The following is a 24,719-nucleotide window of genomic DNA, read 5'->3' as shown; positions in this document are numbered from 1 at the left end:
CGCTCGGCTTTACTGAACTGCCATGGCGTCGGGCTTCACCCAACAGTCGTGGCTCACTTGGGGGACTTCCAATGAAACTGAACGAAAGCGGCTTCCGCATTACGGCCCCGGCAACGGCCTCGCTCGCGCTCGCGGCGGCCCTGCTCGCCACAACCTCGTCGATGGCGCAGGCCGACGGGATCACCATCACACCCGGGATCGAGGTCTTGAGCCTGGGCTTCTTCGCGTCGCAGGGCACGGGCAGCAGCGTGGAGAACTACTTCCCGGACTATGGCGTGAACACTGCGATCCGTTACACGATCTCGGCGGCGTCGGACGCGGGTCTGGGTGTCCGCCTGCGCTACTTCGAGTTCGATGAAACCGAGCCGCATTTCGGTACGGATCGCCGGGCGGTGTTCGAGATGCTGGATGCCGAGGCATTCTTTCCCGTCTTTACCGGCGACAGTTCTTCTGCCGAGGCCTTCATCGGTGTGCGGAGTGGCAACATCGAGTTGAGCGGAGCGGATTTCGGCGGCGTTGACCCCTACCAGTTCGAGGGCACGGGCCTGACGCTTGGGGCAAGTTTCGCGCACCAGATCAACAATAACTTCGGGCTCAACTTCGGAGGACGCTACAGCATCATGGCCGGCGACGCGACTTTCACGCCGGTATCCACCAACGTCCTGTCGAATACCATCGTGCAGACCTTCGACCTCTTTGCCGGGGTGGAGTACATGCGTTCCTTCCGGGGAGCCGATCTGCGGGCGCATTTCGGCTACGAAGTGCAGTTCTACGGCACGGACTCGGTGTATTTCCCCTTCGCGATCGACCCCGAGACCATCGGCGACACTGGCCTGATGGGCCTGACCCTCGGGCTGAACGTCAGCTTCTGACCTGACGCGCCCTGCCGCCCCTTTGCGGCGGCGGGGCCTGTCCACGTCAATCCACCCCCTCTTTCCTTTTCTTGCGCGCCACGCCATGTGTGGACTCAGGATATTGCGCGCGACAGGAGGGGCGGATGGGCTGGATGAAGGACGAGACGGGGCTGGAGAAACGCGCCGCGAACCATGTCGCGCTGACGCCGCTCAGCCACCTGACCCGCGCGAACCGCATCTTCACCGACCGCACGGCGCTGGTCGACCGGGGCGTCCGGCGCAGCTACGGCGAGCTGCACGCCCGCACCTCGCGCCTGGCCTCGGCGCTGGCGAAACGCGGCGTGAACCCCGGCGACGTGGTGGCCGCCGTGATGCCCAACACCGCCCCCCACGTCGAGGCGCACTGGGGCGTGCCGGCCTGCGGCGCGGTGCTGAACTCCATCAACATCCGGCTCGACATCGGCACCATCGCCTACATCCTCGACCACGGCGAGGCCAAGGTGGTGCTGGTCGACACCCAGTTCCTCGGCGTGGTCGAGGAGGCGATGAAGGCGCAGGAGAACGACGCCCTGCCGCTGGTCGTCGAGGTGCCGGACGAGGCCGCCGGCTACCACGCCTCGGGGCGGCACCTGACCTACGAACAGCTGATGGCCGAGGGCGACCCCGAGTTCGACTGGATCATGCCCGTGGACGAGTGGGAGAGCCTGGCGCTCAACTACACCTCGGGCACCACCGGGCGGCCCAAGGGTGTCGTCTACCACCACCGGGGCGCCTACCTCATCACCATGGGCACGCCGATCAGCTGGCGGATGACGCTGTTCCCGACCTACCTGACCATCGTGCCGCTGTTCCACTGCAACAACTGGTGCCACGTCTGGACCATGCCCGCCGTGGGCGGCACCACCGTGTGCTGCCGGGACATCACGGCCAGGGCCATCTACGACGCCATCGCCGACGAGGGCGTGACCCATTTCGGCGGCGCGCCCATCGTGCTGAACATGATCGTCAACGCCAAGCCCGCCGACCGGCGGGAGTTCCAACACACCGTCGAGGTCTTTACCGCCGGCGCGCCGCCCGCGCCCGCGACGCTGGCCGCGATCGAGACGATGGGCTTCAACATCACGCAGGTCTACGGCCTGACGGAAACCTACGGGCCCGCCACCGAATGCACCTTCAAGGACGGCGAGTGGGACGCGCTCAAGGGCGACGACCGGGCCGCGATGAAGGCGCGGCAGGGCGTGCCGATGCCGAACATGGATCACATCACGGTGATGGACCCCGAGACCATGGCGCAGGTGCCGATGGACGGCGCGGCCCTGGGCGAGATCATGATGCGCGGCAATTCGGTGATGAAGGGCTACTACAAGAACCCGCGCGCGACGAACGAGGCGTTCCGGGGCGGCTATTTCCACTCGGGCGACATCGCGCGCCAGCACCCCGACAGCTATGTCCAGATCGCCGACCGGGCCAAGGACATCATCATCTCGGGCGGCGAGAACGTGTCGTCGGTCGAGGTCGAGGGCGTGCTGATGCACCACCCGGCCGTGCTGCTGTCGGCGGTGGTGGCGAAACCCGACGAGACCTGGGGCGAGGTGCCCTGCGCCTTCCTCGAGCTGAAGGAGGGCGCGACCGCGACGGAGGAGGAGATCATCGCCTTCGTCCGGCAGCGGCTGGCGGGGTTCAAGACGCCCAAGCGGGTGGTGTTCCAGGAACTCCCCAAGACCTCCACCGGCAAGATCCAGAAGTTCGAGCTTCGCAAGATCGCGGCGGCGCTCTAGGCCCCGCCACAAGCTGTGGTATGCGTTGAGGAAACCGGGGCGGCAGGCTATGCTGCCCCGCAACCGACACGAGCAGTGCCCGCCCCATGACCGCGCTAGCGCAATACAGCCGCCTCGAGACGACCGGGCTCTGGCGCGAGGCGCCCGATGCGCAGCGGCGCGAGGTGGTCGTGGCGCTGGGCGACGCGACGCTGATGATCTCCACCCCCGCCGAGGTCGCGCTGACGCACTGGTCGCTGCCCGCCGTCGCGCGGCTGAACCCGGGGCGGCGGCCCGCGATCTACGCCCCCGGCGCCGAGGCCGAGGAGCGGCTGGAGATCGAGGACGGCGACATGATCGCGGCCATCGAGACGGTGCGCGCCGCCATCGAGCGGCGGCGGCCGCACCCGGGGCGGCTCCGGCTGTGGATCGGGGCGGCGGTGGGCGCGCTGGGGCTGGGGCTGGCCGTGTTCTGGCTGCCCGACGCGCTGACGCGGCAGACCGTGGCGCTGTTGCCCGAGGCAAGCCGGGTGGCCATCGGCAACCGGCTCCTGGCCGAGATCGGGCGGCTTGCCGGCCCGATCTGCACCGCCCCGCGGGGGTCGGTGGCGCTGGGGCGGCTGGCGCGGCGGGCGCTCGGCGAGGCCGCGCCGCGGGTGGCGGTGCTGCCGTCCGCGATCCCCGAGACGCTGGCCCTGCCGGGGGGTATCCTGGTCGCGCATGCCGCGCTGGTCGAGGATTACGAGACCCCCGAGGTGCTGGCAGGCTACCTGATCGCCGAGGCGGCGCGGACCGCGGCGACCGACCCGATGCTGACGCTGCTGTCCGAGGCGGGGCTGGGCGTGACCTTCCGGCTCCTGACCACGGGCGAGATCGACGAGGCGCCGCTGCACGCCCATGCCGCCACGCTCCTGTCGCGCGAGGCGCCGCCGGTGGCCGACGCCGCGGTGCTGGCGGGCTTCGCCGCGGCGGGGATCTCGTCTGAGCCCTACGCCTTCGCGCGCGACGTGTCGGGGGAAACCGTCCTGCCGCTGATCGAGGGCAATCCGATGCGCGGGCAGGCGCCGGCGCCGCTTCTCGGCGACGCCGACTGGGTCAGCCTGCAGGACATCTGCGGGCGCTGACGCCCGTCAGGGCCGCACCACCACCAGCTGCGCGGGCACGATCGTCGCCGGCCGGGACGGCGCCTCGAACAGCGAGCGGAAGCCGCGCGGCTCGGTCCCGACGAGGCGGCGGGGCACGGTGTTGGTCCAGACCTGTTCCATCTGCCGCTGGCCGCCGGCGAAGGCGAGGCCGCGGTAGGGGTTCATGCGGTCGTCGTCCCACGCCGCGCGGTAGCCCGCGGGCGGGTTGACCTCGTAGCGCACGACCTGCCGGATCTCGCCGCCGCCGGTGACGGCGCTGGTGCGGTCGATGCCGCGGGCGGCGTCGCCCGGGTGCACGGCCTGCGGGCCGCAGCGCGGGTTCGGCCCGGTGAAGTACTGGCGCACCTCGGCGGGCAGGTTCGGGCAGGGGCCGGTCGCGGCCGGCGCGGCGGGCTGGGGCATGGCGCGGGGCTGGGTGGCCACGGGCCGCGGCTGGGTCGCGACGGGGCGCGGCTGGGTCGCCACGCTGCGCACGGCGGGCGCCGCCGGGGCGGCGGGCCGGGTCGCGGTGGCGGCCGGGCGGCTGGTGGTGGTGGCCGTCGCCGCGGGCGCGGCGCCGATCACGGTCACGCCCGGCGTGCGGTCGGCGGCCGGCGCCGCCGCGGTGGCCGTCCCCGCCCCCAGCGTCGGCGTGTAGCCGCAAAGCTGGTTGCGGTCGCGCCCGACGCGCGGCACCCATTCCGTGGCACTGCCGACGCCCACCCGGACGAAGATGCAGCCCCGGCTGTCGGTGTATTGATCGCCCGAATAACTTGCGGGCGGGATCTCCGCCGGCACACCCTGGGCCAGGGTCATCGAGGCGCCCGCCGTGACGGTGGCAGCCGTCAAGGCGGCGACCCGGATGAGTCGCGTCAGTCGCATGCAAACCCCCACGGTCGCTATGCGGTCAGACTGGCCCAAGCCCGCCTGCAAGTAAAGGCGGGCGTTGGATTATTTTGTGCCGTACATGCGGTCACCCGCATCCCCTAGACCCGGCACGATGTAGCCGTGGTCGTTCAGGTGGCTGTCGAGCGCCGCGGTGACGATCGGCACGTCGGGGTGCGCCGCCTTCATTCGGGCGACGCCCTCGGGCGCGGCCAGCAGGCACAGGAAGCGGATGTTGTTTGCGCCGGCCTTCTTCAGCAGGTCGATGGCCGCGACCGAGGAATTGCCGGTGGCCAGCATCGGGTCGACCACGATGGTCACCCGGTCCTCCAGTTCCGAGGGCACCTTGAAGTAGTATTGCACCGGCTGCAGCGTCTCGGGGTCGCGGTAGAGGCCGACGAACCCTACCCGCGCGTTCGGGATCAGGTCGAGGATGCCGTCGAGCAGCCCGTTGCCCGCCCGCAGGATCGACACAAGCGCCAGCTTCTTGCCCTCGATGGTCGGGGCCTCCATCGGGCAGAGCGGGGTCTCGATCTGCATCGTGGTCATCGGCAGCTCGCGCGTCACCTCGTAGGCCAGCAGCAGGCTGATCTCGCGCAGGAGCTGGCGGAAGGATTTGGTCGAGGTGTCTTTTTCCCGCATGATCGACAGCTTGTGCTGCACCAGCGGGTGATTGACGACGGTCAGGTGCTCGGTCATGGCGCTTTGGTCCCCAGTCTCTTGGCGATCTTCTCTTTCGTGGCGGCGTCGCAGAAGGCGGCCTCCAGCGCGGTGCGGTTGACCTCGGCAAAGACCTCCTCGTCCCAGCCGAAATGCCGGTTCAGGTTCTCGTAGTCGGACGTCATGGTGATGCCGAAGAAGGGTGGATCGTCGGTCGAGACGGTGACCTTCACGCCCCGTTCCCGCAGTTTTTCGATGGGATGGCTGCGCCAGTCCTTGCAGACGCCGAGAAACACGTTCGAGCCGGGGCAGACCTCCAGCACGATGCCGTCCTCGGCCAGCCGGTCCACCAGCGCCAGATCGTCGATGGCCTGCACCCCGTGGCCGATCCGGTCCGGCTGCAGCGCATCCAGCGCGTCGCGCACCGACTGCGCGCCGCCCCATTCGCCGGCGTGCACGGTGATGCGCAGCCCCGCCTCGCGGGCGCAGTCGAAGGCCCATTTGAAGTCGGCCGGTTTCCCCTTCAGCTCGTCGCCCGCCATGCCGAAGCCGGTGATCCAGTCGCCCGCCGTCTGCGCCGCGCATTCCGCGATGGGCCGGGCGCGCTCGGGCCCGAAATGGCGGATGCAGGTGATGATGCCCCTGAGCGTGATGCCGTGCTGCGCCTCGGCCCGGTCGGCGGCCTCGCGGATCGCGTGGAGGTATTCGCGCCAGGCCCCCACGTCACCGCCGCCGCAGAAATCGGGGCTGAGGAAGGTTTCCGAGTAGACGACGCCGTTGGCCGCGCTTTCCTCCAGCACCGCCGTGGTCAGGCGGGCGTAGTCGTCGGGCGAGGTCAGCACGCTGGTCGCGGCCTCGTAGACCTGCAGGAAATGCCAGAAATCGCGGTAGGTATAGCCGCCGTCCGCGCGGAAGATGCCGGACAGGTCGACGGATTTCTCCTTGGCCAGCCCTCGGATGAAGGCCGGCGGCGCGCCGCCTTCGAGGTGGAGGTGCAGTTCGACCTTGGGGATGTCCCTCATGTCACGCCCCTATGGCCCAGCCGATGCCGGCCACGACCAGCCCGAAGATCACCGCGCCCCGCCACGGCGTCCGGGGCCGGCCGATCAGGGGGCCGATGAAGCGGACGGCCGGCGTCACGACCGCGAAGGTCATGACGAAGTAGATCAGTTCCGAGGCAGACATCGTCCCTCACAGAAAGCTGCGGCCCGGCCCGTCGCTGGTGACGCCGAGGTGGGCCGCGACGGACGCGCCGACATCGGCGAAGGCGCGGATGCCGATCTGCCCCGAATACGGCCCCTTGGCAACCACCGGCACCCGCTCGCGGGTGTGGTCGGTGCCGGTCCAGGTCGGGTCGTTGCCGTGGTCGGCGGTGAACAGCATCAGGTCGTCGGGGCGCAGCGCGGCGAGGATCGGGCCGATCTCGGCATCGAACCATTCGAGGTGGCGCGCATAGCCCGCCACGTCGCGGCGGTGGCCGTAGAGGCTGTCGAACTCGACGAAATTGGCGAAGGTGAGGGAGCCGTCCTCGGCCTCGGCCACGGCGGTGGCGAGGTGCCCCATCAGGTCGCGGTCGGCGCCGGTTTTCGAGTGGTCCACCCCGCGCCCCGCGAAGATGTCGCGGATCTTGCCGATGCCGTAGGTGGTGCGCCCCGCCGCCTTGACCCAGTCGAGGAGCGTGCGCCCCGGCGGTTCCATCGCGTAGTCGTGGCGGTTCACGGTGCGGCTGTAGGCGCCGGGGCTGCCCACGAAGGGCCGCGCGATGACCCGGCCGACGCGGCGGGCGTGGAGCATGGGGGCGAGCCCCTCGCATAGCGCCATCAGCCGATCGAGGCCGAATGTCTCCTCGTGCGCGGCGATCTGGAACACGCTGTCGGCCGAGGTGTAGCAGATCGGCCAGCCGGTGCGCTGGTGCTCCTCCCCCAGCCGGGCGATGATCTCGGTGCCGCTGGCGTGCTCGTTGCCGAGGATGCCGTCGGTGCCGGCGAGCCGCTTCACCTCGGCCACCACGTCGTCGGGAAAGGCGGGGCTTGTGTCGGGGAAATAGGTCCAGTCGAAGGGCACCGGCAGGCCCGCCAGTTCCCAGTGCCCCGACGGTGTGTCCTTGCCGCGCGAGACCTCTTCCGCCGCGCCCCAGAGGCCGTCGGGGTCGGCGTCGAGCCCCTCGCCCCGGGCGCCGGAGGCCAGCCGGATCGCGGCCCCCAGCCCCAGCGCGTCGAGATGGGGCAGGTGCAGGGGGCCGCTGCGCCCCGCCTCGGACTCGCCCCGCGCGCAGGCGGCAGCGATGTGGCCGAGCGTGTTGGCGCCGGTGTCGGGGCGGCCCGCGTTGAAGAAGGACGCGGCGTCGGGCGCGCCGCCGACGCCGACGCTGTCCATCACCACGAGAAAGGCGCGCGGCATCAGGCGATCCTTTCGTGGATCAGCGGCGGCTGGTCCGGCGCGCTGCCCGTCAGGTCGAAGGCGCGGCGGACCTGCGCCGCGACGGACCGCGCGGCCTCCTCGCTGGCGGCGTGGATGCGCGCGAGCGGGCGCTGCGGGTCGACCTTGTCGCCGATGCGGGCGATGTCGCTGAGGCCCACGGCAAGGTCGAGCTTGTCGCCGCCTTTCAGCCGCCCGCCGCCCAGGTGCACCACCGCCTCGCCCAGCGCGCGGGTGTCGATCTTGCCGACGAAGCCGGTTTCGCCGGGGTGGACGTCGACCATGACGCGGGCCGCGGGCAGCCGGTCGCGCCAGCGGTCGGTGAAGTCGTGCGGGCCGCCCAGCGCGGCCACCATCTCGCCGAAGGCCTCGGCCGCCTCGCCCGAGGTCAGCGCGTCGGCGATCCGGCTTTCGCCGTCGGCGGCGTCGGCGGCCAGCCCGCCCAGCGCCAGCACCTCGCCGCCCAGGGCCTGCGTCAGCCGCGACAGGGGCGAGGTCAGGTCGCCCGAGGTCAGCGCCTCCATCACCTCGATCACCTCCAGCGCGTTGCCGGCCGAGGGCACCAGCGGCTGGCTCATGTCGGTCACCAGCGCCGAGGTCATGCAGCCCGCGCCCTGCGCGGTGTCGACCAGCGCCTGCGCCAGCGCCAGCGCGTCGGCCGCGTCGGCCATGAAGGCGCCCGAGCCGACCTTGACGTCGAGCACCAGCGCTTCGAGCCCCGCGGCCAGTTTCTTGGACAGGATGGAGGCGGTGATGAGGTCGATGGATTCGACCGTCCCGGTCACGTCGCGGATCGCGTAGAGGCGCTTGTCCGCCGGCGCGATGTCGGCCGAGGCGCCGACGATGGCGCAGCCGATGTCGGCGACCAGCTCCTGCAGCTCCTCGATCGAAACCTGGGTGCGGTAGCCGGGGATGGCTTCCAGCTTGTCGAGCGTGCCGCCGGTGTGCCCGAGGCCGCGGCCCGAGATCATCGGCACGAAGGCCCCGCAGGCCGCCAGCGCCGGCGCCAGCAGGAGAGAAACGCAATCGCCCACGCCGCCGGTGGAATGCTTGTCGATCACCGGCCCGTCGAGCCGCCATTTCAGCACCTGCCCCGACTCGCGCATCGCGGTGGTCAGCTGCACGCGCCCCTTGGGCCCGAGGCCGCGGGTGCAGACCGCCATGGCGAAGGCGCCGGCCTGCGCGTCGGTGACCTCGCCGGTGGCGAGCCCCTCGGCGAACCAGAAGATCTCGGCCTCGCTCAGGCGGTCGCCGTCGCGCAGCTTGGCGAGGATGGCGCGGGCGTCGGTCACGGCGTGCCCTTTTCCGCGTTGGCCATGAAGCCCGCGTCGAAGGCCCCGGGCAGGAGGTCGGCGACGGTCAGGCGCAGCGTGGCGCCCGCGGTGGTGGCCATCGTGACCACCACGTCGCCGGCGGCGAACTCGGCCAGCTTCTGCCGGCAGCCGCCGCAGGGGGGCACGGGCGCGGGGCTGTCGGCGATCACGGCGATCTCGGCGATGCGGCGGTCGCCCGCGGCGACCATGGCGGCGATGGCGCCGGCCTCGGCGCAGGTGCCCTCGGGGTAGGCCACGTTCTCGACGTTGCAGCCCAGATGCACCCGCCCCTCGACCGACCGGAGCGCCGCCCCGACCTTGAAGCCCGAATAGGGGGCGTGGGCGTTGTGCCGCACCGCGGCGGCCTCTTCGATCAGCGACATGGGTGTGCCCTCTCGGTCCCTGGAGGTGTCGGGGACCACTGTGAGCCGCCGGTTTCGCCAGCGCAAGGGTGCGGGCGGTCAGGCGGGGGGCAGCGCAAGCCCGATGGCGGCGGCCTCGGCCTCGACATGGGCCATGAGCGCGTCGAGGTCGGCGCGGCAGGGCGCCCAGAGCGCGGCAAGATCGCCGGTGCGGCGGCGCTTGGCGGCGATGTTCAGCACCTCGGCGATGCGGTAGAGCCGCTCGGCCCCGACCGCGCCCGAGATCGCGATCAGGATATGGGTCTGCGCCCGGATCTCGGGGATGTCGCCCGCCGCCACCCCGGCGTCGAGGGCGGCGCGGGTGGCGCTCAGGTCCTCGTGCAGGCGCGACAGAAGCTCCTCGGCGCCCTCCGGGCCCGCCACCGCCAGCAGCGCGGCAAAGCGCGCCTCGTCGAGCATGCGGCCCAGCCCCGGATCGCCCGGCGCGCCGCCCAGCACGTCCTCGGGCTCGGGCAGGCCGGCGGGGCGGCCGGCGTAGCGCAGGATGGCGCGGCCGAACTCGATCCCCGAGGAGATCGGCTTGCCGATGATGCCGTCCGCGCCCGCGGCGTAGATCGCCTCGCGGTTGTCGCGCAGAACGTAGGCGGTAAGCGCGACCATGGGCATCCGCGCCACCGCGTCGCCGCGCGCGCGCACCCGCGCCATCACGTCGAGGCCCGAGAGCCGCGGCATCTCGATGTCGATCAGCGCGATGTCGAAGGGCTGCCGGTCGAGCATGTCCAGCGCCGCGGCGCCGTCGGCGACGAAGACGGCCTCGGCCTGCATCCTGTCGAGCAGCTGGCGCAGGATGGTCTGGTTGGTCAGGTTGTCCTCGGCCACGAGGATGCGCAGCCCGCCCAGATCGGGCGGCACGCAGGGTGCGGGGCCGGTGCCGTCCCAGTCGATCACCGCCTCGGGCAGGAACAGCCGCGCCGACGCGCCGCCGCCCTCGGGGTTCGACAGGGTCAGCGTGCCGCCGACCTGCGCCGACAGCTCGGCCGCGATGCGCAGGCCAAGGCCGCTGCCGGCATGGTCGCCCACCGGCCCTGCGTCGCCCCCCCGGCCGATCCGGTCGAGCAGCGCCTGCGGGTAGCCCGCGCCGCCGTCCCGCACCGTCAGCGCCAGCCCTGCGCCGCGCGCGCCCTCGATCCGCAGGGTGACCGGCGTGCCGGGCGCGTGGTTGAGCGCGTTGGAGATCAGGTTTCCAAGGATGCGGTCGAGCGTCACCGGCGGCACGGCAAGGCGGTTCGGCATCGCGCCCGCCTGCTCGACTGCGAAGCGGCCCCGCCCCTCGGACGCGCGGCCGGACCAGCGGCCGGCCAGCGCGGCGAGCCAGTCCGCCAGCACGAGGGCGGCGTCGTCCTGCTGGATCAGCGTGTCGCCCACGGCGGCCATCAGGGCGCCGTCCACCAGCGCCGCGAGCGTGTCGGCGGCGGCCTGCACCCGGTCGACCTGCAGCTGCGCCTCGGGCGTCAGCCGCGCGCGGTCGACCAGCCGCAGCCCGCCCACCACGTCCGACATCGCCGACCGGATGTCGTGGCTGAACAGCTGCAGGGTCTCCGCCATCGCGGGCGGACGCCCGCCGGCGGCCGCGCCCTGGTGTCGGCCCGCCTCGTCACCCATGCGCCCATCCTCCGCGAGACCTGTCTCGCGGGACTATAGCCGCAGCCCGGACGCAACTCAAAGCTGAGTGTGCCGGGCCGGTCAGGCGGCCTTGCCGGGGTAGCCGAGCGTGCCGAGCGCCTCGCGGATCTCGTCGAGGATGGCGGGGTCGTCGATGGTGGCGGGCGTCTTGAACGTCTCGCCATCGGCGATCTTGACCATGGTTCCGCGCAGGATCTTGCCCGAGCGCGTCTTGGGCAGGCGGTCGACCACCACGGCCAGCTTGAAGGCGGCCACCGGGCCGATGCGGTCGCGCACCAGCTTGACGCAGTCCTTCACCACCTGCTCGGGCGGGGTCTTGGCGCCCTTGTTCAGGCACAAAAAGCCCATCGGCAGCTGCCCCTTCAGGCTGTCGGCCACGCCGATGACGGCGCATTCGGCGACATCGGGATGCGAGGCCAGCACCTCCTCCATCGCGCCGGTCGACAGGCGGTGGCCGGCCACGTTGATGACGTCGTCGGTGCGCGCCATGATGTAGAGGTAGCCGTCCTCGTCGATCATGCCGGCGTCGCCGGTCTCGTAGTAGCCGGGGAAGTGGGTGAGGTAGGCCTTGCGGAACCGCTCCTCGGCGTTCCACAGGGTCGGCAGGGTGCCGGGGGGCAGCGGCAGTTTCACCGCGATGGCGCCCAGCGTGCCGGGCTTCATCGGGTGGCCGCCCTCGTCGAGGATCTGCACGTCGTAGCCCGGCATCGGCACCGAGGGCGAGCCGATCTTGACCGGCAGCGTCTCGATCCCGAGCGGGTTGCCGGCGATGGCCCAGCCGGTCTCGGTCTGCCACCAGTGGTCGATGACCGGCACGCCCAGCTTGTCCTGCGCCCATTCGATGGTGTCGGGGTCGGCGCGCTCACCGGCGAGGAACAGGCTCTCGAGCGAGGACATGTCGTAGTCGCGCACCAGTTCGCCCATCGGGTCCTCGCGCTTGATCGCGCGAAAGGCGGTGGGCGCGGTGAACAGGCACTTGACCCCGTGGTCGCGGATCACCCGCCAGAAGGTGCCGGCGTCGGGCGTGCCCACGGGCTTGCCCTCGAACACGACGGTGGTGCAGCCGAAGGTCAGGGGCCCGTAGCAGATGTAGCTGTGGCCCACGACCCAGCCCACGTCCGAGGCGGCCCAGAACACCTCGCCGGGGTTCATGTCGTAGAGGTTGCGCATCGACCAGTTCAGCGCCACGAGATGCCCGGCCGTGTGGCGCACCACGCCCTTGGGCTGGCCGGTGGTGCCGCTGGTATACAGGATGTAGGCCGGGTGGTTGCCCTCGACCGGCACGCAGTCGGCCGGCTCGACGCCGTACTGGAAGGCGTGCCAGTCGACGTCGCGGCCGTCCTCGAGGTGCGCCACCTCCTGCTCGCGCTGGAAGATCACGCAGAAATCCGGCTGGTGCCGGGACAGGGCGAGCGCCCCGTCGAGCAGCGGCTTGTAGTGGACGACGCGGCCCGGCTCGATCCCGCAGGAGGCCGCGATGATGCATTTCGGCGTGCAGTCGTCGATCCGCACCGCCAGCTCGTTGGCCGCGAAGCCGCCGAAGACGACGGAATGGATCGCGCCCAGCCGCGCGCAGGCCAGCATCGCCTCGAGCGCCTCGGGCACCATCGGCATGTAGATGATGACGCGGTCGCCCTTGCCCACGCCCTTGGCCTTGAGCGCGCCGGCCAGGCTGGCGACGCGGGTCTGCAGCTCGCGGTAGGTGATCTTGTGGACCGACCCGGTCAGCGGGCTGTCGTGGATGATGGCCACGCGGTCGCCATGCCCTGCGGCGACATGGCGGTCGACCGCGTTCCAGCAGCCGTTCAGCGTGCCGTCCGAAAACCATTCGTAAAGGGGGGCGTTGTCGTCGACCAGCGCCCTGGACGGGCCGGTGAACCAGTCCACCCCCTCGGCCGCCTCCATCCAGAACGTGTTGGGGTCGGTCTTGGCGCGCTCGTAGATCTCGGCATACCGCATGGGTTGTCCCTCCTTCCGCTTGCGCAACTTTCTATCGTTGTCAGGGGGGCGGGCGCAATTCGGCGATAGTGCCGCATGGGGGCGCTAACGGGCCGCCGATCACATCTGATGAAACAGATCGGGCGCCGCTTGTCCGACTCGCGCCTTGGTTGCTTCGATTCCGCTGTGCGCCCGCATCGGGCGGGCGCCGGGAGGAGGAATGTTCCCATGGGCGACAAGAAACCGACGACCAAGAAAGCCGGCGGCGGCAAGACCGGCAAGTAAGCCGACCTGATCCACCAGGGTTCCGCGCCGGGCGCCAACCCTGCCCGGCGCGGGGCCCCTTGCGAGGACTGCGACACCCCGCCCCTCGCCGCGGCGCAGCATCGGCCTATCTCCCGCCTTGCGAACAGGAGATACGCCATGACCCTTGCCCCCGAGGCGCCGAAGCCCCGCTACATCACCCGCCACGTCACCTACCGCCTGCCGATCATCGGCCGCATGGCGCGCGAGGTGGTCGAGGGCCCGGTCGACAACGCCTTTGCCGCCGTGATCGGCGCGGTGTCGGCCGTCGCCATCGGTGTGCTGATCTGGGGCTACCCGGCGCTGATCTTCTCGGCGCTGTTGGCTGCCGCGCTGATGGTGATCACGCTGATCCGCATCACGCTGGGCTGAGGCCCGTCAGCCGTAGGTGCTGACGGGGGTTCCGGCCAGCGCCGAGATGTTCAGAAGCCCGCGCGCCGTGATCGACGGCGTCACGATATGCGCGCGGTTGCCCATCCCCATCAGGATCGGCCCCACCTCGAGGCCGCCGGCCCGCGCCTTGAGCATGTTGCGCGCCGCCCCCGCCGCGTCGGTCGAGGCAAAGACGAGGGCGTTCGCGGCCCCGTCCATCCGGCTGCCCGGCAACAGCCGTTCGCGCAGCTCGGCGTCCAGCGCCGTGTCGACGTGCATCTCGCCCTCGTAGACGAAATCGGTGCCCTCGGCGTCGAGGATCTCCAGCGCCGCGCGCATCCGCCGGCCGCTGTCGGTGTCGAGGTTGCCGAACTGGCTGCCCGAGCACAGCGCCACCTTGGGCGCGATGCCGAAGCGGCGGATGTGGCGGGCGCAGCCGCGCACGGTCTCCGCGATCTGCGCGGGCGTCGGTTCGGGGTGGACCTGCGTGTCGGCGATGAACAGCGGCCCCTCGTCCGAGATCATCAGCGACAGCGCGCCGACCGGGTGCAGCCCGTCGGTCGCCAGCACCTGCGTGATGTAGTTCAGGTGCCACAGATACTGGCCGAACGTGCCGCAGATCAAGCTGTCGGCCTCGCCGCGGTGCACCATGACCGCGCCGATGGCGGTGGTGTTGGTGCGCATGATCGCGCGGGCGAGGTCGGGCGTGACGCCGCGCCGGGCCATCAGGCCGTGGTAGGTCTGCCAGTAGTCGCGGTAGCGCGGGTCGTTTTCCGGGTTCACGAGGTCGAAGTCGCGGCCGGGCACCAGCGTGAGGCCGGCGCGCTCGATCCGGGTGTCGATCACCTCGGGGCGGCCGATCAGGATCGGCTTGTCGGTGGTTTCCTCCAGCATCGCCTGCGCCGCGCGCAACACGCGCTCGTCCTCGCCCTCGGCAAAGACGATGCGGCGCTCGGCGGTGCGGGCGGCCTCGAACACGGGCCGCATGATGAGGGCCGAGCGGAACACCGACTGGTTCAGCCGCTCGCGGTAGGCGTCGAGGTCATCGAGCGGGCGGGTCGCCACGCCCGACTCCATCGCGGCCTTGGCGACCGCGCTGGCGACCACGCCGATCAGGCGGCGGTCGAAGGGTTTCGGGATCAGGTAGTCGGGGCCGAAGGTCAGATGCTCGCCGGCATAGGCGGCGGCGGCCTCGGCGCTGGTGGTGGCGCGGGCCAGCGCCGCGATCCCCTCGATGCAGGCGATCTGCATGGCGTCGTTGATCTCGGTCGCGCCCACGTCGAGCGCGCCGCGGAAGATGAAGGGGAAGCACAGGACGTTGTTGACCTGGTTCGGGAAATCGCTGCGGCCGGTGGCGATGATGGCATCGGGCGCGACGCTGCGGACCTCGTCGGGCAGGATCTCGGGCGTCGGGTTGGCCAGCGCAAACACGATCGGCCGTGGCGCCATGCGGGCGACCATATCGGGCTTCAGCACGCCGGGGCCGGAGAGGCCGAGGAACAGGTCGGCGCCATCGATCACGTCCGACAGGGTGCGCGCGTCGGTCGCCTGCGCGTAGGCCGCCTTCTGCGGGTTCATGTCGATGTCGCGGCCTTCGTGGACGAGGCCGTGGATGTCGCAGAGCCAGACATTCTCGCGCTTGACGCCCAGCTTCAGCAGCATGTTGAGACAGGCGATCCCCGCCGCCCCCCCGCCGGTCGAGACGACCTTGATGTCCTCGAACCGCTTGCCCGCCACGCGCAGCGCGTTGGTGGCGGCGGCGCCCACCACGATGGCGGTGCCGTGCTGGTCGTCGTGGAAGACGGGAATGTTCATCCGCTCGCGGCAGATCTGTTCAACGATGAAACAATCCGGCGCCTTGATGTCCTCGAGATTGATCGCGCCGAAGGTCGGCTCCAGCGCGCAGACGATCTCGGCCAGCTTGACCGGGTCGGGCTCGTTCAGCTCGATGTCGAAGCAGTCGATGTTGGCGAAGGTCTTGAACAGGACCGCCTTGCCCTCCATCACCGGCTTGGAGGCCAGCGCGCCGATGTTGCCGAGGCCCAGCACCGCGGTGCCGTTCGACACCACGGCGACGAGGTTGCCGCGCGTGGTGTAGCGGGCGGCATTGGCGGGATCGGCCTTGATTTCAAGGCAGGCCTCGGCCACGCCGGGGCTGTAGGCGCGGGCGAGATCGCGGCCGTTGGCTAGCGGCTTGGTCGCCCGGATCTCCAGTTTCCCGGGCTTCGGATGCTCGTGGTAGAACAGCGCCGCGGCGCGCAACCCGTCCTGCTTGTCGTCGCTCATGACACCCTCCCGCCTCGGATTTGTTTAACGTTAAACATTCTTTGGCCCAGACCCGGAACGCGGCGCAACGCCGCGCGGGTCAGACGAACTGCTCCCGGATCAGCCGCTCCTCCAGCCCGTGTCCGGGGTCGAACAGGATGCGGTGCCGGATCGACGGCTCGGACCGGATCTCGACCGAGACGACATTGGCGACCGACCGGCTGTCGGCATCGGCCATCACCGGCCGCTTGCCGGGCTCGGTCACCTCGAAGCGCACCACGGCCGTCTTGGGCAACAGCGCGCCGCGCCAGCGCCGGGGCCGGAAGGCGGCCACCGCGGTGACGGCCAGCACGTCCGCCCCGATGGGCAGGATCGGCCCGTGGGCGGAATAGTTGTAGGCCGTGGAGCCGGCGGGCGTGCACACCAGCGCCCCGTCGCACACCAGTTCCGCCATGCGCAGCCGCCCGTCGACGTAGATCTTGAGCTTGGCCGCCTGCGGGCCCGCGCGCAGCAGGCTGACCTCGTTGATCGCCAGCGCCTCGACCACCTTGCCGGCGGTGGTGGTGGCGGTCATGTGCAGCGGGTTGATCACCGCCTCCTCGGCCTGTTCCAGCCGGTCGATCAGGTCATCCTCCTGGTAGGCGTTCATCAGGAAGCCGACAGTGCCGCGGTTCATGCCGTAGACCGGCGCCTCGAGCGCCTGGGTGGCGTGCAGGGTCTGCAGCATGAAGCCGTCGCCGCCCAGCGCCACGATCACGTCCGCCTCCTCGGGGGCGTAGGTGCCGTAGCGGGCCTCCAGCCGCGTCTTCGCGTCCTGCGAAAGCGCGGTATCGGATGCGAGAAACGCGATGTTGCGCGCCGCGGGCATGGCCGCCTCCTCCTGCCGTCGAGGGCACCCTCGCCCGCGCGGATCGGAAACTCAATCCTTCATCGGCGCGGGGCGCGCCGCTTTCCGTGGGCCGGGCGCCGCATTGCGCCCTTCCCTGCGGGCCTTCCATCGCCTAAACCGCGCGCTAACTGTCACCGGCCAGACATCCAGCCGCCCAGAGGAGGTTCAGCCATGAACGCCCCCCACCGCGATGAAGGCTTCTTCACCGAGACGCTCGAAACCCGCGACCCCGAGATCTTTGGCGCGATCCGCAAGGAACTCGGCCGCCAGCGCGACGAGATCGAGCTGATCGCGTCGGAAAACATCGTGTCCGCCGCCGTGATGGAGGCGCAGGGCTCGGTGATGACCAACAAGTACGCCGAGGGCTACCCGGGCCGGCGCTACTACGGCGGCTGCCAGTACGTCGACATCGCCGAGGATCTGGCCATCGACCGGGCCAAGGCGCTGTTCGGCGTGGGCTTCGCCAACGTGCAGCCGAACTCGGGGAGCCAGGCCAACCAGGGCGTGTTCACCGCGCTGCTGCAGCCGGGCGACACCATCCTGGGCATGAGCCTCGACGCGGGCGGCCACCTGACCCACGGCGCCAAGCCCAACCAGTCGGGCAAGTGGTTCAACGCGATCCAGTACGGCGTGCGGCAGCAGGACCTGCAGATCGACTACGACCAGATCGCCGAGCTGACCGCCCAGCACCAGCCCAAGATGCTGATCGCCGGCGGCAGCGCGATCCCGCGGATCATCGACTTTGCCAAGATGCGCGAGATCGCGGATTCGGTCGGCGCCTACCTGCTGGTGGACATGGCGCATTTCGCGGGGCTGGTGGCCTCGGGCCACTACCCCTCGCCCTTCCCGCACGCCCATGTGGCGACGACGACCACCCACAAGACGCTCCGCGGCCCCCGCGGCGGCATGATCCTGACCGATGACGAGGGCATCGCCAAGAAGGTCAACTCGGCCATCTTCCCGGGGATCCAGGGCGGGCCGCTGATGCACGTCATCGCCGCCAAGGCCGTGGCCTTCGGCGAGGCGCTGCGCCCCGAGTTCAAGGACTACCAGGCCCAGGTGATCCGCAACGCGCAGGCGCTCGCCGACCAGCTGATGAAGGGCGGCCTCGACATCGTCACCGGCGGCACCGACACGCACCTGATGCTGGTCGACCTGCGGCCCAAGGGCGTGAAGGGCAACGCGACCGAGAAGGCGCTCGGCCGCGCGCACATCACCTGCAACAAGAACGGCATCCCCTTCGACACCGAGAAGCCGACGATCACCTCCGGCATCCGGCTCGGCAGCCCTGCGGGCACGACCCGCGGCTTCGGCGAGCCCGAGTTCCGCCAGATCGGCGACTGGATCACCGAGGTGGTGGACGGGCTTGCCGCCAACGGCGAGGACGGCAACGGCGCCGTCGAGGCCAAGGTGCGCGCCGAGGTCGAGGCGCTCTGCCAGCGTTTCCCGATCTACCCCCGGCTCTGATCCGCCGACGGGGCCCCGGCCCCCTGCGACAACCTTGCAGCCCCCCGCCGACCATGGCAAATTTGCACGGACGGCGGGGGGTTCCTATGTCTGGCTCGACCAGGCCGTGACCCCATGGCCTACAGATTGATCGAGACCGGAAAGATGCACGCCGCTTCGTCCGCCCGCCCCGAGATCACCCCGCATTACCGCGCCGAGGCCGAGCGCGAGATCCGCGCCTTCACCCGAGGCTGGACGGCGCGCGACGACCGCCTCGCCGCGCTCAGCTACGGCGCCACCTTCGCGGTGTATTTCCTGACGCTTTGGCTGGCCCTGCAGGCCTGGCCGGCCTGGTGGCTGGTGGTGCCGCTGGTGGTGCTGAACGCGCTGGCGGGCGTGCGGCTCTACGTGCTGCAGCATGACTGCGGCCACGGCTCGCTGTTCTCGACCCGGCGGCGCAACGACCTGGCCGGCCACGGGCTCAGCGTGTTCACCCTGACGCCCTACCGGGTGATGCAGTCGAACCACAACGACCACCATTCCCACCTCGGCAACCTCGACGAGCGGCACACCACCGAGATCTACACCATGACCCTACGGGAATGGGAGCAGGCGGGGCTCTGGACGCGGCTGTGGTACCGGCTCTACCGCAACCCGCTGATCCTGATCCCGATCGGGGGCATGTTCACCTATGTCCTGGCCTACCGCTGGCCCAAGAACGCCGGCCGCGTCGACCCCAAGGGCGTGATCCTGCACAACCTCGGCCTCGCGGCCTGGGTCGCGCTGATCTGGTGGGCGGCGGGGGTGCCGGGCCTCGTGATCTACGCCGGAACGGTCTTCGTCGCGGGCTGCGTGGGGGTGTTCCTGGTCTACCTGCAGCACAATTTCGAGGACACCTGGTGGGACCGCAAGCCGGACCTGAACCCGGCCCGCGCCGCGCTGCAGGGGTCCTCGGCGCTGGACCTCGGCTGGTGGTTCGACCTGGCGGTGGCGAACATCACCTACCACGACATCCACCACTTCAACGCCAACATCCCGAGCTACCGGCTGCGCGCCTGCCACCGGGCCCTGCGCGAGAAGTACGAGGTGCAGACCATCGGCTGGGCCGAGGCGTTCCGGTCCTTCACCCTCAAGCTCTGGGACGAGGACCAGGGGCGGCTGGTGCCCTTCCCGCGCCAGCCGAGCCGCGTGGCGGTGGCGAGCGCCTGAAGTGGGGGGCCAGCCCCCCGTCGCCCTTGGCGACTCCCCCCGGAGTATTTGCAAAGCAAAGATGACCAGGGGCCCGTTAACCTTAACGCGCGGTTGACGCCGCAGGGCCGCCCTGCCCTCATCTTTGCTTCACAAATACTCAAGTCCGACCGCGCAGCCCGCGCGACGCCGGGATGGCTCAGGCCGCCGCCACCGCCTTGCGCGCCATGTCCCAGTAGAGCGCCTCGACCGTCGCCCGGTCGAGCCGCCCACCCTCGCGGTACCAGGTCGTCACCCCGGTCAGCATCGCGATGAGCGCCATGGTGGCGAGCTTGGTGTCGGCCACGTCGAACACCCCGGCCGCGCGCCCGCGCCGCAGGATCGCCTCCAGCCGGGTCTCGTAGTCGCGCCGTAGCCCCTCGATCACCGCGAAGTTCGCGGGGTCGAGATTGCGCAGCTCCATGTAGGCGATGAACACCAGGTCGGGCCGGTCGAGGTGGTAGCGGATGTGGTGGCGCACGAAGCTTTCCAGCTGCATCAGCGGCGGGGCCTCGGGCGGCGCCCAGTCGGCCAGCAGGTCCTCCAGGTGGTCCCGCATCAGGTCGAACAGCAGCGCCTGCTTGTCCGGCGTGTAGAGGTAGAGTGCGCCGGCCTGCACCCCCACCTCGGCCGCGATCTGGCGCATCGACACGGCGGCGAAGCCGTGGCGCGCGAACAGCCGCAGGGCGGCCTCCCGCAGCCGGGGGCCGGTGATGTCCGCGTGGCTGCCCTGTTTGCGTGCCATGGCGCCAGATTATCTGAACGCCCGTTCAATTCAACCGCGCTGGACAGCGGGGGGCGCAAGCGGCTAGCTGTGCCCATGCTGCCCCGCCTCTTCGCCCTCGCCTGCCTTGCCTGCCTTGCCGCCTGCGGCCCGTCGCGGCCCGACCTCGCGAGCCGGATCAGCGCCGAGGGGCGTGCCGCCGATTTCCCCGCGCTGCAGCCGCTCGGCCCCCTGCTCGACCGCAGCGACGCGCTCCTGCCGCGCAGCGCCGCGCGCGAGGGGGCGGCGCTGGAGGCGCGGGCGGCCGACCTGCGCCGCCGGGCCGCGCTCCTTCGGGCGATGCCCCTGTGACGCGCGTTGCAGCGCCGGGGCGAAGCCGCTAACACGGGCGCCGAACCCCGCTGACCAGCCCCGGAGGAGCCCCGATGTCTGACCCCCTGCGCCTTGGCATCGCCGGGCTTGGCACCGTCGGTGTCGGCGTCGTCAAGATCGTCCAGCGCCAGGCGCGGCTGCTGGAGCTGCGCTGCGGCCGGCCGATCGAGATCACCGCGATCTCGGCGCGCTCGCGGACCAAGGACCGGGGCGTCAACCTGTCCCGCTACGCCTGGGAGGACGATCCCGTGGCGCTGGCCCGCCGGCCGGACGTGGACGTGTTCGTGGAGCTGATGGGCGGCTCGGACGGGCCCGCCAAGGCGGCGACCGAGGCGGCCATCGCCGCGGGCAAGGACGTGGTGACGGCGAACAAGGCGATGCTCGCGCTGCACGGGCAGGCGCTGGCCGAGGCGGCCGAGGCCAAGGCCCGCGTCCTGCGCTTCGAGGCCGCTGTCGCGGGCGGCATCCCGGTCATCAAGGCGCTGACCGAGGGGCTGGCCGGCAACGCGGTCAGCCGCGTGATGGGCGTGATGAACGGCACCTGCAACTACATCCTGACCCGGATGGACAACGCCGGGCTGACCTACGAGCAGGCCTTCGCCGAGGCCGATGGCCTGGGCTACCTGGAGGCCGACCCGACGCTCGACGTGGGCGGCATCGACGCGGCGCACAAGCTGACGCTGCTGGCCGCCATCGCCTTCGGCACCAAGGTGGATTTCGACGCGATCCAGCTGGAGGGGATCGGCGCGATCACCATCGAGGACATCCGCCGCGCGGGCGACATGGGCTACAAGATCAAGCTGCTGGGCGTGGCGCAGATGACGGGCCGGGGCCTGGAACAGCGGATGTCGCCCTGCCTGGTGCCGGCCTCCTCGCCGCTGGGGCAGCTGGAAGGCGGCACCAACATGGTGGTGATCGAGGGCAGCAGCGTCGGCCAGATCGTGCTGCGCGGCCCCGGCGCGGGCGAGGGCCCGACCGCCAGCGCGGTGATGTCGGACGTATGCGACATCGCCCGCGGCACGCGGCTGCCGACCTTCGGCCAGCCGGCGGTCACGCTGGCCGACGCGCCCCCCGCCAGCGCCGCCAGCCCCGCCTGCTACTACCTGCGGATGGAACTGGCCGACAAGCCCGGGGCGCTCGCCAAGGTCGCCACCGTGCTGGGCGAGGCCGGCATCTCGATCGACCGGATGCGCCAGTACGACCACCCCGGCGAGAATGCCCCGGTGCTGATCGTCACGCACAAGACGGCGCGCCCGAACCTCGACACCGCGCTGGCCGCCCTGCCCGGCACCGGCGTGCTGACCGGGGCGCCGGTGGCGCTGCGGATCGAGGAGGTCTGAGCCCCTACCGCAGCAGCGATGCCGCGCAGGCGTCGGCCGCGCCGACGCGGTCGGCCGCGGGCGCCATCCGGGTGCGCAGGTCGAGGGCGAAGCGTGGGCTGGCCTGGTAGGTCGCGCTGTCGACCAGCCCCTCCACCGGGCTGAGGGTGACGAAGCCCACCAGCCCCCCCGTCGCCTGCGCCAGCGCCGCGGTGCAGCCCTCGGGCGCCGAGGGGCAGCCCGCGGTGCAGAGCGCGGCCAGCGGCGCGTCGAGGTCCTTGCGGTCGGGCACCGCGGCCAGCGTGGCCGTCACCACCGCGAGCAGCACCGGGTCCGAAACCCCCGTGGCCGGATCGCTCAGCAGGTCGCGCAGGCCCTCCAGCAGCGGCAGGCCGTGCCCCTGCAGGGCCGGATGCGCGCCCGCCGCGGCGACCTGCGTCCAGGCCCCCTCGGGGCCCAGACCGCCGATGTTGTAGAGCGTGACCAGCGCCCGGTAGGCCGCGCCCGTCTCGCCCGCGTCGAGCAGGGTTTGCAGGGCCGCGGCCATCTCGGCGGGGGTCGCCTGCGACAGGCCGCTGGCGACGGTGGCAAGCGCCGCCGCGACGGGCCCGTCCGCGCCCGCCACCCGCAGCCACGAGGTGCCCGACAGCCCGCCCGGGGCGCGGGTCAAGGCGATCCGGTCGGCCCGCGGCAGGGCCTCGACCGCGGCGGGCACGAGCCCGTCGGCCACCACCGCGCCCAGCAGCGCCTGCGCGGCCGGGTTGCCCGCCTGCGCCAGCGCCGAAAGCTGGCCGAGCGCGGCCATGTCGTCGGCGCCGGACAGCCAGGCGTCGCGCGCGGCGGCGAAACCGGGGTCCTCGGCGCCGGGCCAGGTTGGGGATTGGGCGGCGGCGGGGCAGGCAAGGATCAGGGACAGGGCAAGCGCGCGCAGCATGGGGGCCTCCGGGGCGATGTGTGGGCCGAGCATAGCACGCCGGGGGGCCGCCCCGTCAGGCGGGGTTTCCCGGCCCCCTGTGCGCGCCGCGCCGCCCGGCTATCTGACGCCGGGCCACCCCGACCGAGACGCCCGCATGGACTGGACCACGCCGATCGACGCCTACTGCGAACGCCTGGGGCCGGGGCTCTGGGCCGAGCCGGTGAACGCGCTGACCAACGCCGCCTTCCTGGTGGCGGCGTTGGCGGGCGCGGTCGCCGCCCTGCGCGCGGGGCTGCGGGACCGGGCGCTCTGGGTGCTGATCGCGCTGGCGGCGGCCATCGGGGTCGGGTCCTTCCTGTTCCACAGCTTCGCCACGCCCTGGGCGGCGCTGGCCGACGTGACGCCGATCTGGGCCTTCGTCGCGCTCTACCTCTATAGCTTCGGCACCCAAGTCGCCGGCGTCCGCCCCCTGCGCCTGGTGTTCGGCACCGCGCTGGGGCTGGTCGCGCTGATCGCGGCGATGGCGGGGCTTGACGCGGCGCTGGACGGGGCGGCGGCCGTACTGAACGGGTCCGAGCACTACGCCCCGGCCCTGCTGGCGATGCTGGTCTTTTCCGTCCTGTTGCACCGCCGGCACCACCCGCTCGCGCCCCTCGTCGCCGCCGCCACGGCGACCTTCGCGCTGTCGCTGACGTTTCGCACGCTCGACGCGCCGCTCTGCCCCGCGCTGCCCCTGGGCACGCATTTCCTGTGGCACCTCCTGAACGCCACGGTGATCGGGCTGTTGCTGATCGCGCTTGTCCGCGGGCTGCGGCCCGGCCGTTAGCGCCCCCATGCTGGACGCGGGCAGGCCGGGCCGCTAGACCGGGGCCAACCGCAGCATTTCAAGGCCCCTTCCCCATGTCGCAGACCACCGATTTCAACGACCGCATGCTGTCGCTGGGCCTCGCCCGCGTGTCCGAGGCCGCCGCGATGGCGTCCGCGCGCCTGATCGGCCGCGGCGACGAGAAGGCCGCCGACCAGGCCGCCGTGAACGCCATGCGCGAGCAGCTGAACAAGCTGGACATCAAGGGCGTCGTCGTCATCGGCGAGGGCGAGCGCGACGAGGCCCCCATGCTCTACATCGGCGAGGAGGTCGGCACCGGCGAAGGCCCCGAAGTCGACATCGCGCTCGACCCGCTCGAGGGCACGACGCTGACCGCCAAGGACATGCCGAACGCCCTGACCGTGATCGCCATGGGCCCGCGCGGGTCGATGCTGCACGCCCCCGACGTCTACATGGAAAAGCTCGCCATCGGGCCGGGCTACCGCAAGGGCGTGGTGACGCTCGACATGTCGCCCTCCGAGCGTGTCAGCGCGCTGGCCGCCGCGCGGGGTTGCTCGACCACCGACATCACCGTCTGCGTGCTGGAACGCCCGCGCCACCAGGCCATGATCGACGAGCTGCGCACCACGGGCTGCGCCATCCGCCTGATCACCGACGGCGACGTGGCCGGCGTGATCCACTGCGCCGAGCCCGAGGTGACGGGCATCGACATGTACATGGGCCAGGGCGGCGCGCCCGAGGGCGTGCTGGCCGCCGCGGCGCTGAAATGCATGGGCGGGCAGATCTTCGGCAAGCTCCTGTTCCGCAACGACGACGAGAAGGCGCGCGCCAGGAAGGCCGGCATCACCAACCTCGACCGGGTCTACACCCGCGACGACATGGTGACCAAGGACGTGATCTTTGCCGCGACCGGCGTCACCGACGGCTCGATCCTGCCCGGCATCAAGCGCGAGCCCGGCTTCCTGACCGCCGAGACGATCCTGATGCGGTCCAAGACCGGGTCGGTGCGGCGGATGACCTACCGCAACCCGGTCAAACAGGGGTGACGACTCACGGGCGCTGCCGG

Annotated in this window: 23 protein-coding genes; 10 read left to right on the top strand and 13 right to left on the bottom strand. The window is 71.3% G+C overall.

The window, feature by feature from the left end; genetic code table 11:
* The first annotated feature begins 71 nt into the window (after positions 1-71).
* From HCU73_RS08255 to HCU73_RS08245, 3 genes are all read left to right on the top strand, one after another.
* Complete coding sequence (locus HCU73_RS08255; protein ID WP_168622942.1) at positions 72-872, top strand: Lpg1974 family pore-forming outer membrane protein; 801 nt, start codon at positions 72-74, stop codon at positions 870-872.
* Positions 873-997: 125 nt separating this feature from the next.
* Positions 998-2,632 carry an AMP-binding protein gene (locus HCU73_RS08250; RefSeq protein WP_168622941.1) on the top strand — a complete coding sequence of 545 codons (1,635 nt, stop codon included), beginning with the start codon at positions 998-1,000 and terminating at the stop codon, positions 2,630-2,632.
* An 86-nt stretch (positions 2,633-2,718) separates the two neighbouring features.
* Entirely contained in the window at positions 2,719-3,735 is a 1,017-nt protein-coding gene (locus tag HCU73_RS08245; protein ID WP_168622940.1) for a hypothetical protein, read from the top strand.
* 6 nt (positions 3,736-3,741) lie between these two features.
* Here the strand turns inward: HCU73_RS08245 and HCU73_RS08240 are convergent, their stop codons facing one another.
* From HCU73_RS08240 to HCU73_RS08200, 9 genes are all read right to left on the bottom strand, one after another.
* A complete protein-coding gene (locus HCU73_RS08240) occupies positions 3,742-4,617 on the bottom strand; it encodes a hypothetical protein (RefSeq protein WP_210730537.1) in 876 nt (291 codons plus the stop codon).
* A gap of 69 nt (positions 4,618-4,686) precedes the next feature.
* Entirely contained in the window at positions 4,687-5,319 is a 633-nt protein-coding gene (gene upp, locus HCU73_RS08235) for a uracil phosphoribosyltransferase (protein WP_168622938.1), read from the bottom strand.
* Positions 5,316-6,302: an adenosine deaminase gene (locus tag HCU73_RS08230; RefSeq protein ID WP_168622937.1), complete on the bottom strand. Its 987-nt coding sequence runs from the start codon at positions 6,300-6,302 to the stop codon at positions 5,316-5,318. The genes upp and HCU73_RS08230 overlap by 4 nt, the downstream gene beginning before the upstream one ends.
* A 1-nt stretch (position 6,303) precedes the next feature.
* Positions 6,304-6,465, bottom strand: coding sequence for a hypothetical protein (locus HCU73_RS08225; RefSeq protein WP_168622936.1), 162 nt, complete (start codon positions 6,463-6,465; stop codon positions 6,304-6,306).
* 6 nt (positions 6,466-6,471) lie between these two features.
* The gene (locus HCU73_RS08220; RefSeq protein WP_168622935.1) at positions 6,472-7,680 is read right to left on the bottom strand and encodes a phosphopentomutase; all 1,209 of its coding nucleotides are present in this window, start codon (positions 7,678-7,680) and stop codon (positions 6,472-6,474) included.
* Positions 7,680-8,990 (bottom strand): thymidine phosphorylase, encoded by a 1,311-nt coding sequence (locus HCU73_RS08215; protein ID WP_168622934.1) that lies wholly within the window; start codon positions 8,988-8,990, stop codon positions 7,680-7,682. The genes HCU73_RS08220 and HCU73_RS08215 overlap by 1 nt, the downstream gene beginning before the upstream one ends.
* Positions 8,987-9,433 (bottom strand): cytidine deaminase, encoded by a 447-nt coding sequence (locus tag HCU73_RS08210; protein WP_476748676.1) that lies wholly within the window; start codon positions 9,431-9,433, stop codon positions 8,987-8,989. The genes HCU73_RS08215 and HCU73_RS08210 overlap by 4 nt, the downstream gene beginning before the upstream one ends.
* Before the next feature lie 39 nt (positions 9,434-9,472).
* Positions 9,473-11,035 (bottom strand): response regulator, encoded by a 1,563-nt coding sequence (locus tag HCU73_RS08205; protein ID WP_168622932.1) that lies wholly within the window; start codon positions 11,033-11,035, stop codon positions 9,473-9,475.
* A gap of 81 nt (positions 11,036-11,116) precedes the next feature.
* Positions 11,117-13,015, bottom strand: coding sequence for a propionyl-CoA synthetase (locus tag HCU73_RS08200; RefSeq protein ID WP_168622931.1), 1,899 nt, complete (start codon positions 13,013-13,015; stop codon positions 11,117-11,119).
* Positions 13,016-13,417: 402 nt separating this feature from the next.
* Here HCU73_RS08200 and HCU73_RS08195 point away from each other — a divergent pair, with 402 nt between their 5' ends.
* The gene (locus tag HCU73_RS08195; protein ID WP_168622930.1) at positions 13,418-13,669 is read left to right on the top strand and encodes a hypothetical protein; all 252 of its coding nucleotides are present in this window, start codon (positions 13,418-13,420) and stop codon (positions 13,667-13,669) included.
* Between the two features lie 6 nt (positions 13,670-13,675).
* Here HCU73_RS08195 and HCU73_RS08190 read toward each other — a convergent pair whose 3' ends face one another.
* Positions 13,676-15,955, bottom strand: coding sequence for an NADP-dependent malic enzyme (locus tag HCU73_RS08190; protein ID WP_168622929.1), 2,280 nt, complete (start codon positions 15,953-15,955; stop codon positions 13,676-13,678).
* Positions 15,956-16,034: 79 nt separating this feature from the next.
* Positions 16,035-16,802, bottom strand: coding sequence for an NAD kinase (locus tag HCU73_RS08185; RefSeq protein ID WP_168622928.1), 768 nt, complete (start codon positions 16,800-16,802; stop codon positions 16,035-16,037).
* A gap of 192 nt (positions 16,803-16,994) precedes the next feature.
* On the opposite strand from HCU73_RS08185, the gene glyA reads away from it, so the two are divergent.
* Both glyA and HCU73_RS08175 read left to right on the top strand, forming a co-directional pair.
* Positions 16,995-18,290 carry a serine hydroxymethyltransferase gene (gene glyA, locus HCU73_RS08180; protein ID WP_168622927.1) on the top strand — a complete coding sequence of 432 codons (1,296 nt, stop codon included), beginning with the start codon at positions 16,995-16,997 and terminating at the stop codon, positions 18,288-18,290.
* 114 nt (positions 18,291-18,404) lie between these two features.
* On the top strand, positions 18,405-19,478 hold the full coding sequence (locus HCU73_RS08175) for a fatty acid desaturase (RefSeq protein ID WP_239025481.1): 1,074 nt from the start codon (positions 18,405-18,407) through the stop codon (positions 19,476-19,478).
* A 178-nt stretch (positions 19,479-19,656) separates the two neighbouring features.
* On the opposite strand, the gene HCU73_RS08170 is transcribed toward HCU73_RS08175, so the two are convergent.
* On the bottom strand, positions 19,657-20,241 hold the full coding sequence (locus tag HCU73_RS08170; RefSeq protein ID WP_168622926.1) for a TetR/AcrR family transcriptional regulator: 585 nt from the start codon (positions 20,239-20,241) through the stop codon (positions 19,657-19,659).
* A 75-nt stretch (positions 20,242-20,316) separates the two neighbouring features.
* On the opposite strand from HCU73_RS08170, the gene HCU73_RS08165 reads away from it, so the two are divergent.
* Together HCU73_RS08165 and HCU73_RS08160 are read left to right on the top strand one after the other, a co-directional pair.
* Complete coding sequence (locus HCU73_RS08165) at positions 20,317-20,571, top strand: hypothetical protein (protein WP_168622925.1); 255 nt, start codon at positions 20,317-20,319, stop codon at positions 20,569-20,571.
* Positions 20,572-20,645: 74 nt separating this feature from the next.
* Entirely contained in the window at positions 20,646-21,932 is a 1,287-nt protein-coding gene (locus HCU73_RS08160) for a homoserine dehydrogenase (protein WP_168622924.1), read from the top strand.
* A gap of 4 nt (positions 21,933-21,936) precedes the next feature.
* On the opposite strand, the gene HCU73_RS08155 is transcribed toward HCU73_RS08160, so the two are convergent.
* Positions 21,937-22,845, bottom strand: coding sequence for a hypothetical protein (locus HCU73_RS08155; protein ID WP_168622923.1), 909 nt, complete (start codon positions 22,843-22,845; stop codon positions 21,937-21,939).
* A 136-nt stretch (positions 22,846-22,981) separates the two neighbouring features.
* On the opposite strand from HCU73_RS08155, the gene HCU73_RS08150 reads away from it, so the two are divergent.
* Both HCU73_RS08150 and glpX read left to right on the top strand, forming a co-directional pair.
* On the top strand, positions 22,982-23,653 hold the full coding sequence (locus HCU73_RS08150) for a ceramidase domain-containing protein (RefSeq protein ID WP_168622922.1): 672 nt from the start codon (positions 22,982-22,984) through the stop codon (positions 23,651-23,653).
* Between the two features lie 74 nt (positions 23,654-23,727).
* Positions 23,728-24,699, top strand: a complete 972-nt coding sequence (glpX, locus tag HCU73_RS08145; RefSeq protein ID WP_168622921.1) for a class II fructose-bisphosphatase — start codon at positions 23,728-23,730, stop codon at positions 24,697-24,699.
* The last annotated feature ends 20 nt before the right edge of the window (positions 24,700-24,719 follow it).

Source organism: Roseicyclus persicicus (genome assembly GCF_012395815.1).
In the GTDB taxonomy this organism is placed as follows: Bacteria; Pseudomonadota; Alphaproteobacteria; order Rhodobacterales; family Rhodobacteraceae; genus Roseicyclus; species Roseicyclus persicicus.
Note: the sequence above shows the minus strand (reverse complement) of the source record. Positions and strands in the feature narration are given on the sequence as shown.

What these genes read in the sequence shown, in the direction of transcription:
- HCU73_RS08170 (WP_168622926.1), bottom strand. Translation starts at nt 20,241, where the DNA reads ATGGCACGCAAACAGGGCAGCCACGCGGACATCACCGGCCCCCGGCTG.
- HCU73_RS08205 (WP_168622932.1), bottom strand. Translation starts at nt 11,035, where the DNA reads ATGGGTGACGAGGCGGGCCGACACCAGGGCGCGGCCGCCGGCGGGCGT.
- glyA (WP_168622927.1), top strand. Translation starts at nt 16,995, where the DNA reads ATGAACGCCCCCCACCGCGATGAAGGCTTCTTCACCGAGACGCTCGAA.
- HCU73_RS08185 (WP_168622928.1), bottom strand. Translation starts at nt 16,802, where the DNA reads ATGCCCGCGGCGCGCAACATCGCGTTTCTCGCATCCGATACCGCGCTT.
- HCU73_RS08250 (WP_168622941.1), top strand. Translation starts at nt 998, where the DNA reads ATGGGCTGGATGAAGGACGAGACGGGGCTGGAGAAACGCGCCGCGAAC.
- HCU73_RS08165 (WP_168622925.1), top strand. Translation starts at nt 20,317, where the DNA reads ATGCTGCCCCGCCTCTTCGCCCTCGCCTGCCTTGCCTGCCTTGCCGCC.
- HCU73_RS08150 (WP_168622922.1), top strand. Translation starts at nt 22,982, where the DNA reads ATGGACTGGACCACGCCGATCGACGCCTACTGCGAACGCCTGGGGCCG.
- HCU73_RS08245 (WP_168622940.1), top strand. Translation starts at nt 2,719, where the DNA reads ATGACCGCGCTAGCGCAATACAGCCGCCTCGAGACGACCGGGCTCTGG.
- HCU73_RS08175 (WP_239025481.1), top strand. Translation starts at nt 18,405, where the DNA reads ATGGCCTACAGATTGATCGAGACCGGAAAGATGCACGCCGCTTCGTCC.
- HCU73_RS08225 (WP_168622936.1), bottom strand. Translation starts at nt 6,465, where the DNA reads ATGTCTGCCTCGGAACTGATCTACTTCGTCATGACCTTCGCGGTCGTG.
- upp (WP_168622938.1), bottom strand. Translation starts at nt 5,319, where the DNA reads ATGACCGAGCACCTGACCGTCGTCAATCACCCGCTGGTGCAGCACAAG.
- HCU73_RS08190 (WP_168622929.1), bottom strand. Translation starts at nt 15,955, where the DNA reads ATGAGCGACGACAAGCAGGACGGGTTGCGCGCCGCGGCGCTGTTCTAC.
- HCU73_RS08230 (WP_168622937.1), bottom strand. Translation starts at nt 6,302, where the DNA reads ATGAGGGACATCCCCAAGGTCGAACTGCACCTCCACCTCGAAGGCGGC.
- HCU73_RS08195 (WP_168622930.1), top strand. Translation starts at nt 13,418, where the DNA reads ATGACCCTTGCCCCCGAGGCGCCGAAGCCCCGCTACATCACCCGCCAC.
- HCU73_RS08240 (WP_210730537.1), bottom strand. Translation starts at nt 4,617, where the DNA reads ATGCGACTGACGCGACTCATCCGGGTCGCCGCCTTGACGGCTGCCACC.
- HCU73_RS08220 (WP_168622935.1), bottom strand. Translation starts at nt 7,680, where the DNA reads ATGCCGCGCGCCTTTCTCGTGGTGATGGACAGCGTCGGCGTCGGCGGC.
- glpX (WP_168622921.1), top strand. Translation starts at nt 23,728, where the DNA reads ATGTCGCAGACCACCGATTTCAACGACCGCATGCTGTCGCTGGGCCTC.
- HCU73_RS08155 (WP_168622923.1), bottom strand. Translation starts at nt 22,845, where the DNA reads ATGCTGCGCGCGCTTGCCCTGTCCCTGATCCTTGCCTGCCCCGCCGCC.
- HCU73_RS08160 (WP_168622924.1), top strand. Translation starts at nt 20,646, where the DNA reads ATGTCTGACCCCCTGCGCCTTGGCATCGCCGGGCTTGGCACCGTCGGT.
- HCU73_RS08200 (WP_168622931.1), bottom strand. Translation starts at nt 13,015, where the DNA reads ATGCGGTATGCCGAGATCTACGAGCGCGCCAAGACCGACCCCAACACG.
- HCU73_RS08255 (WP_168622942.1), top strand. Translation starts at nt 72, where the DNA reads ATGAAACTGAACGAAAGCGGCTTCCGCATTACGGCCCCGGCAACGGCC.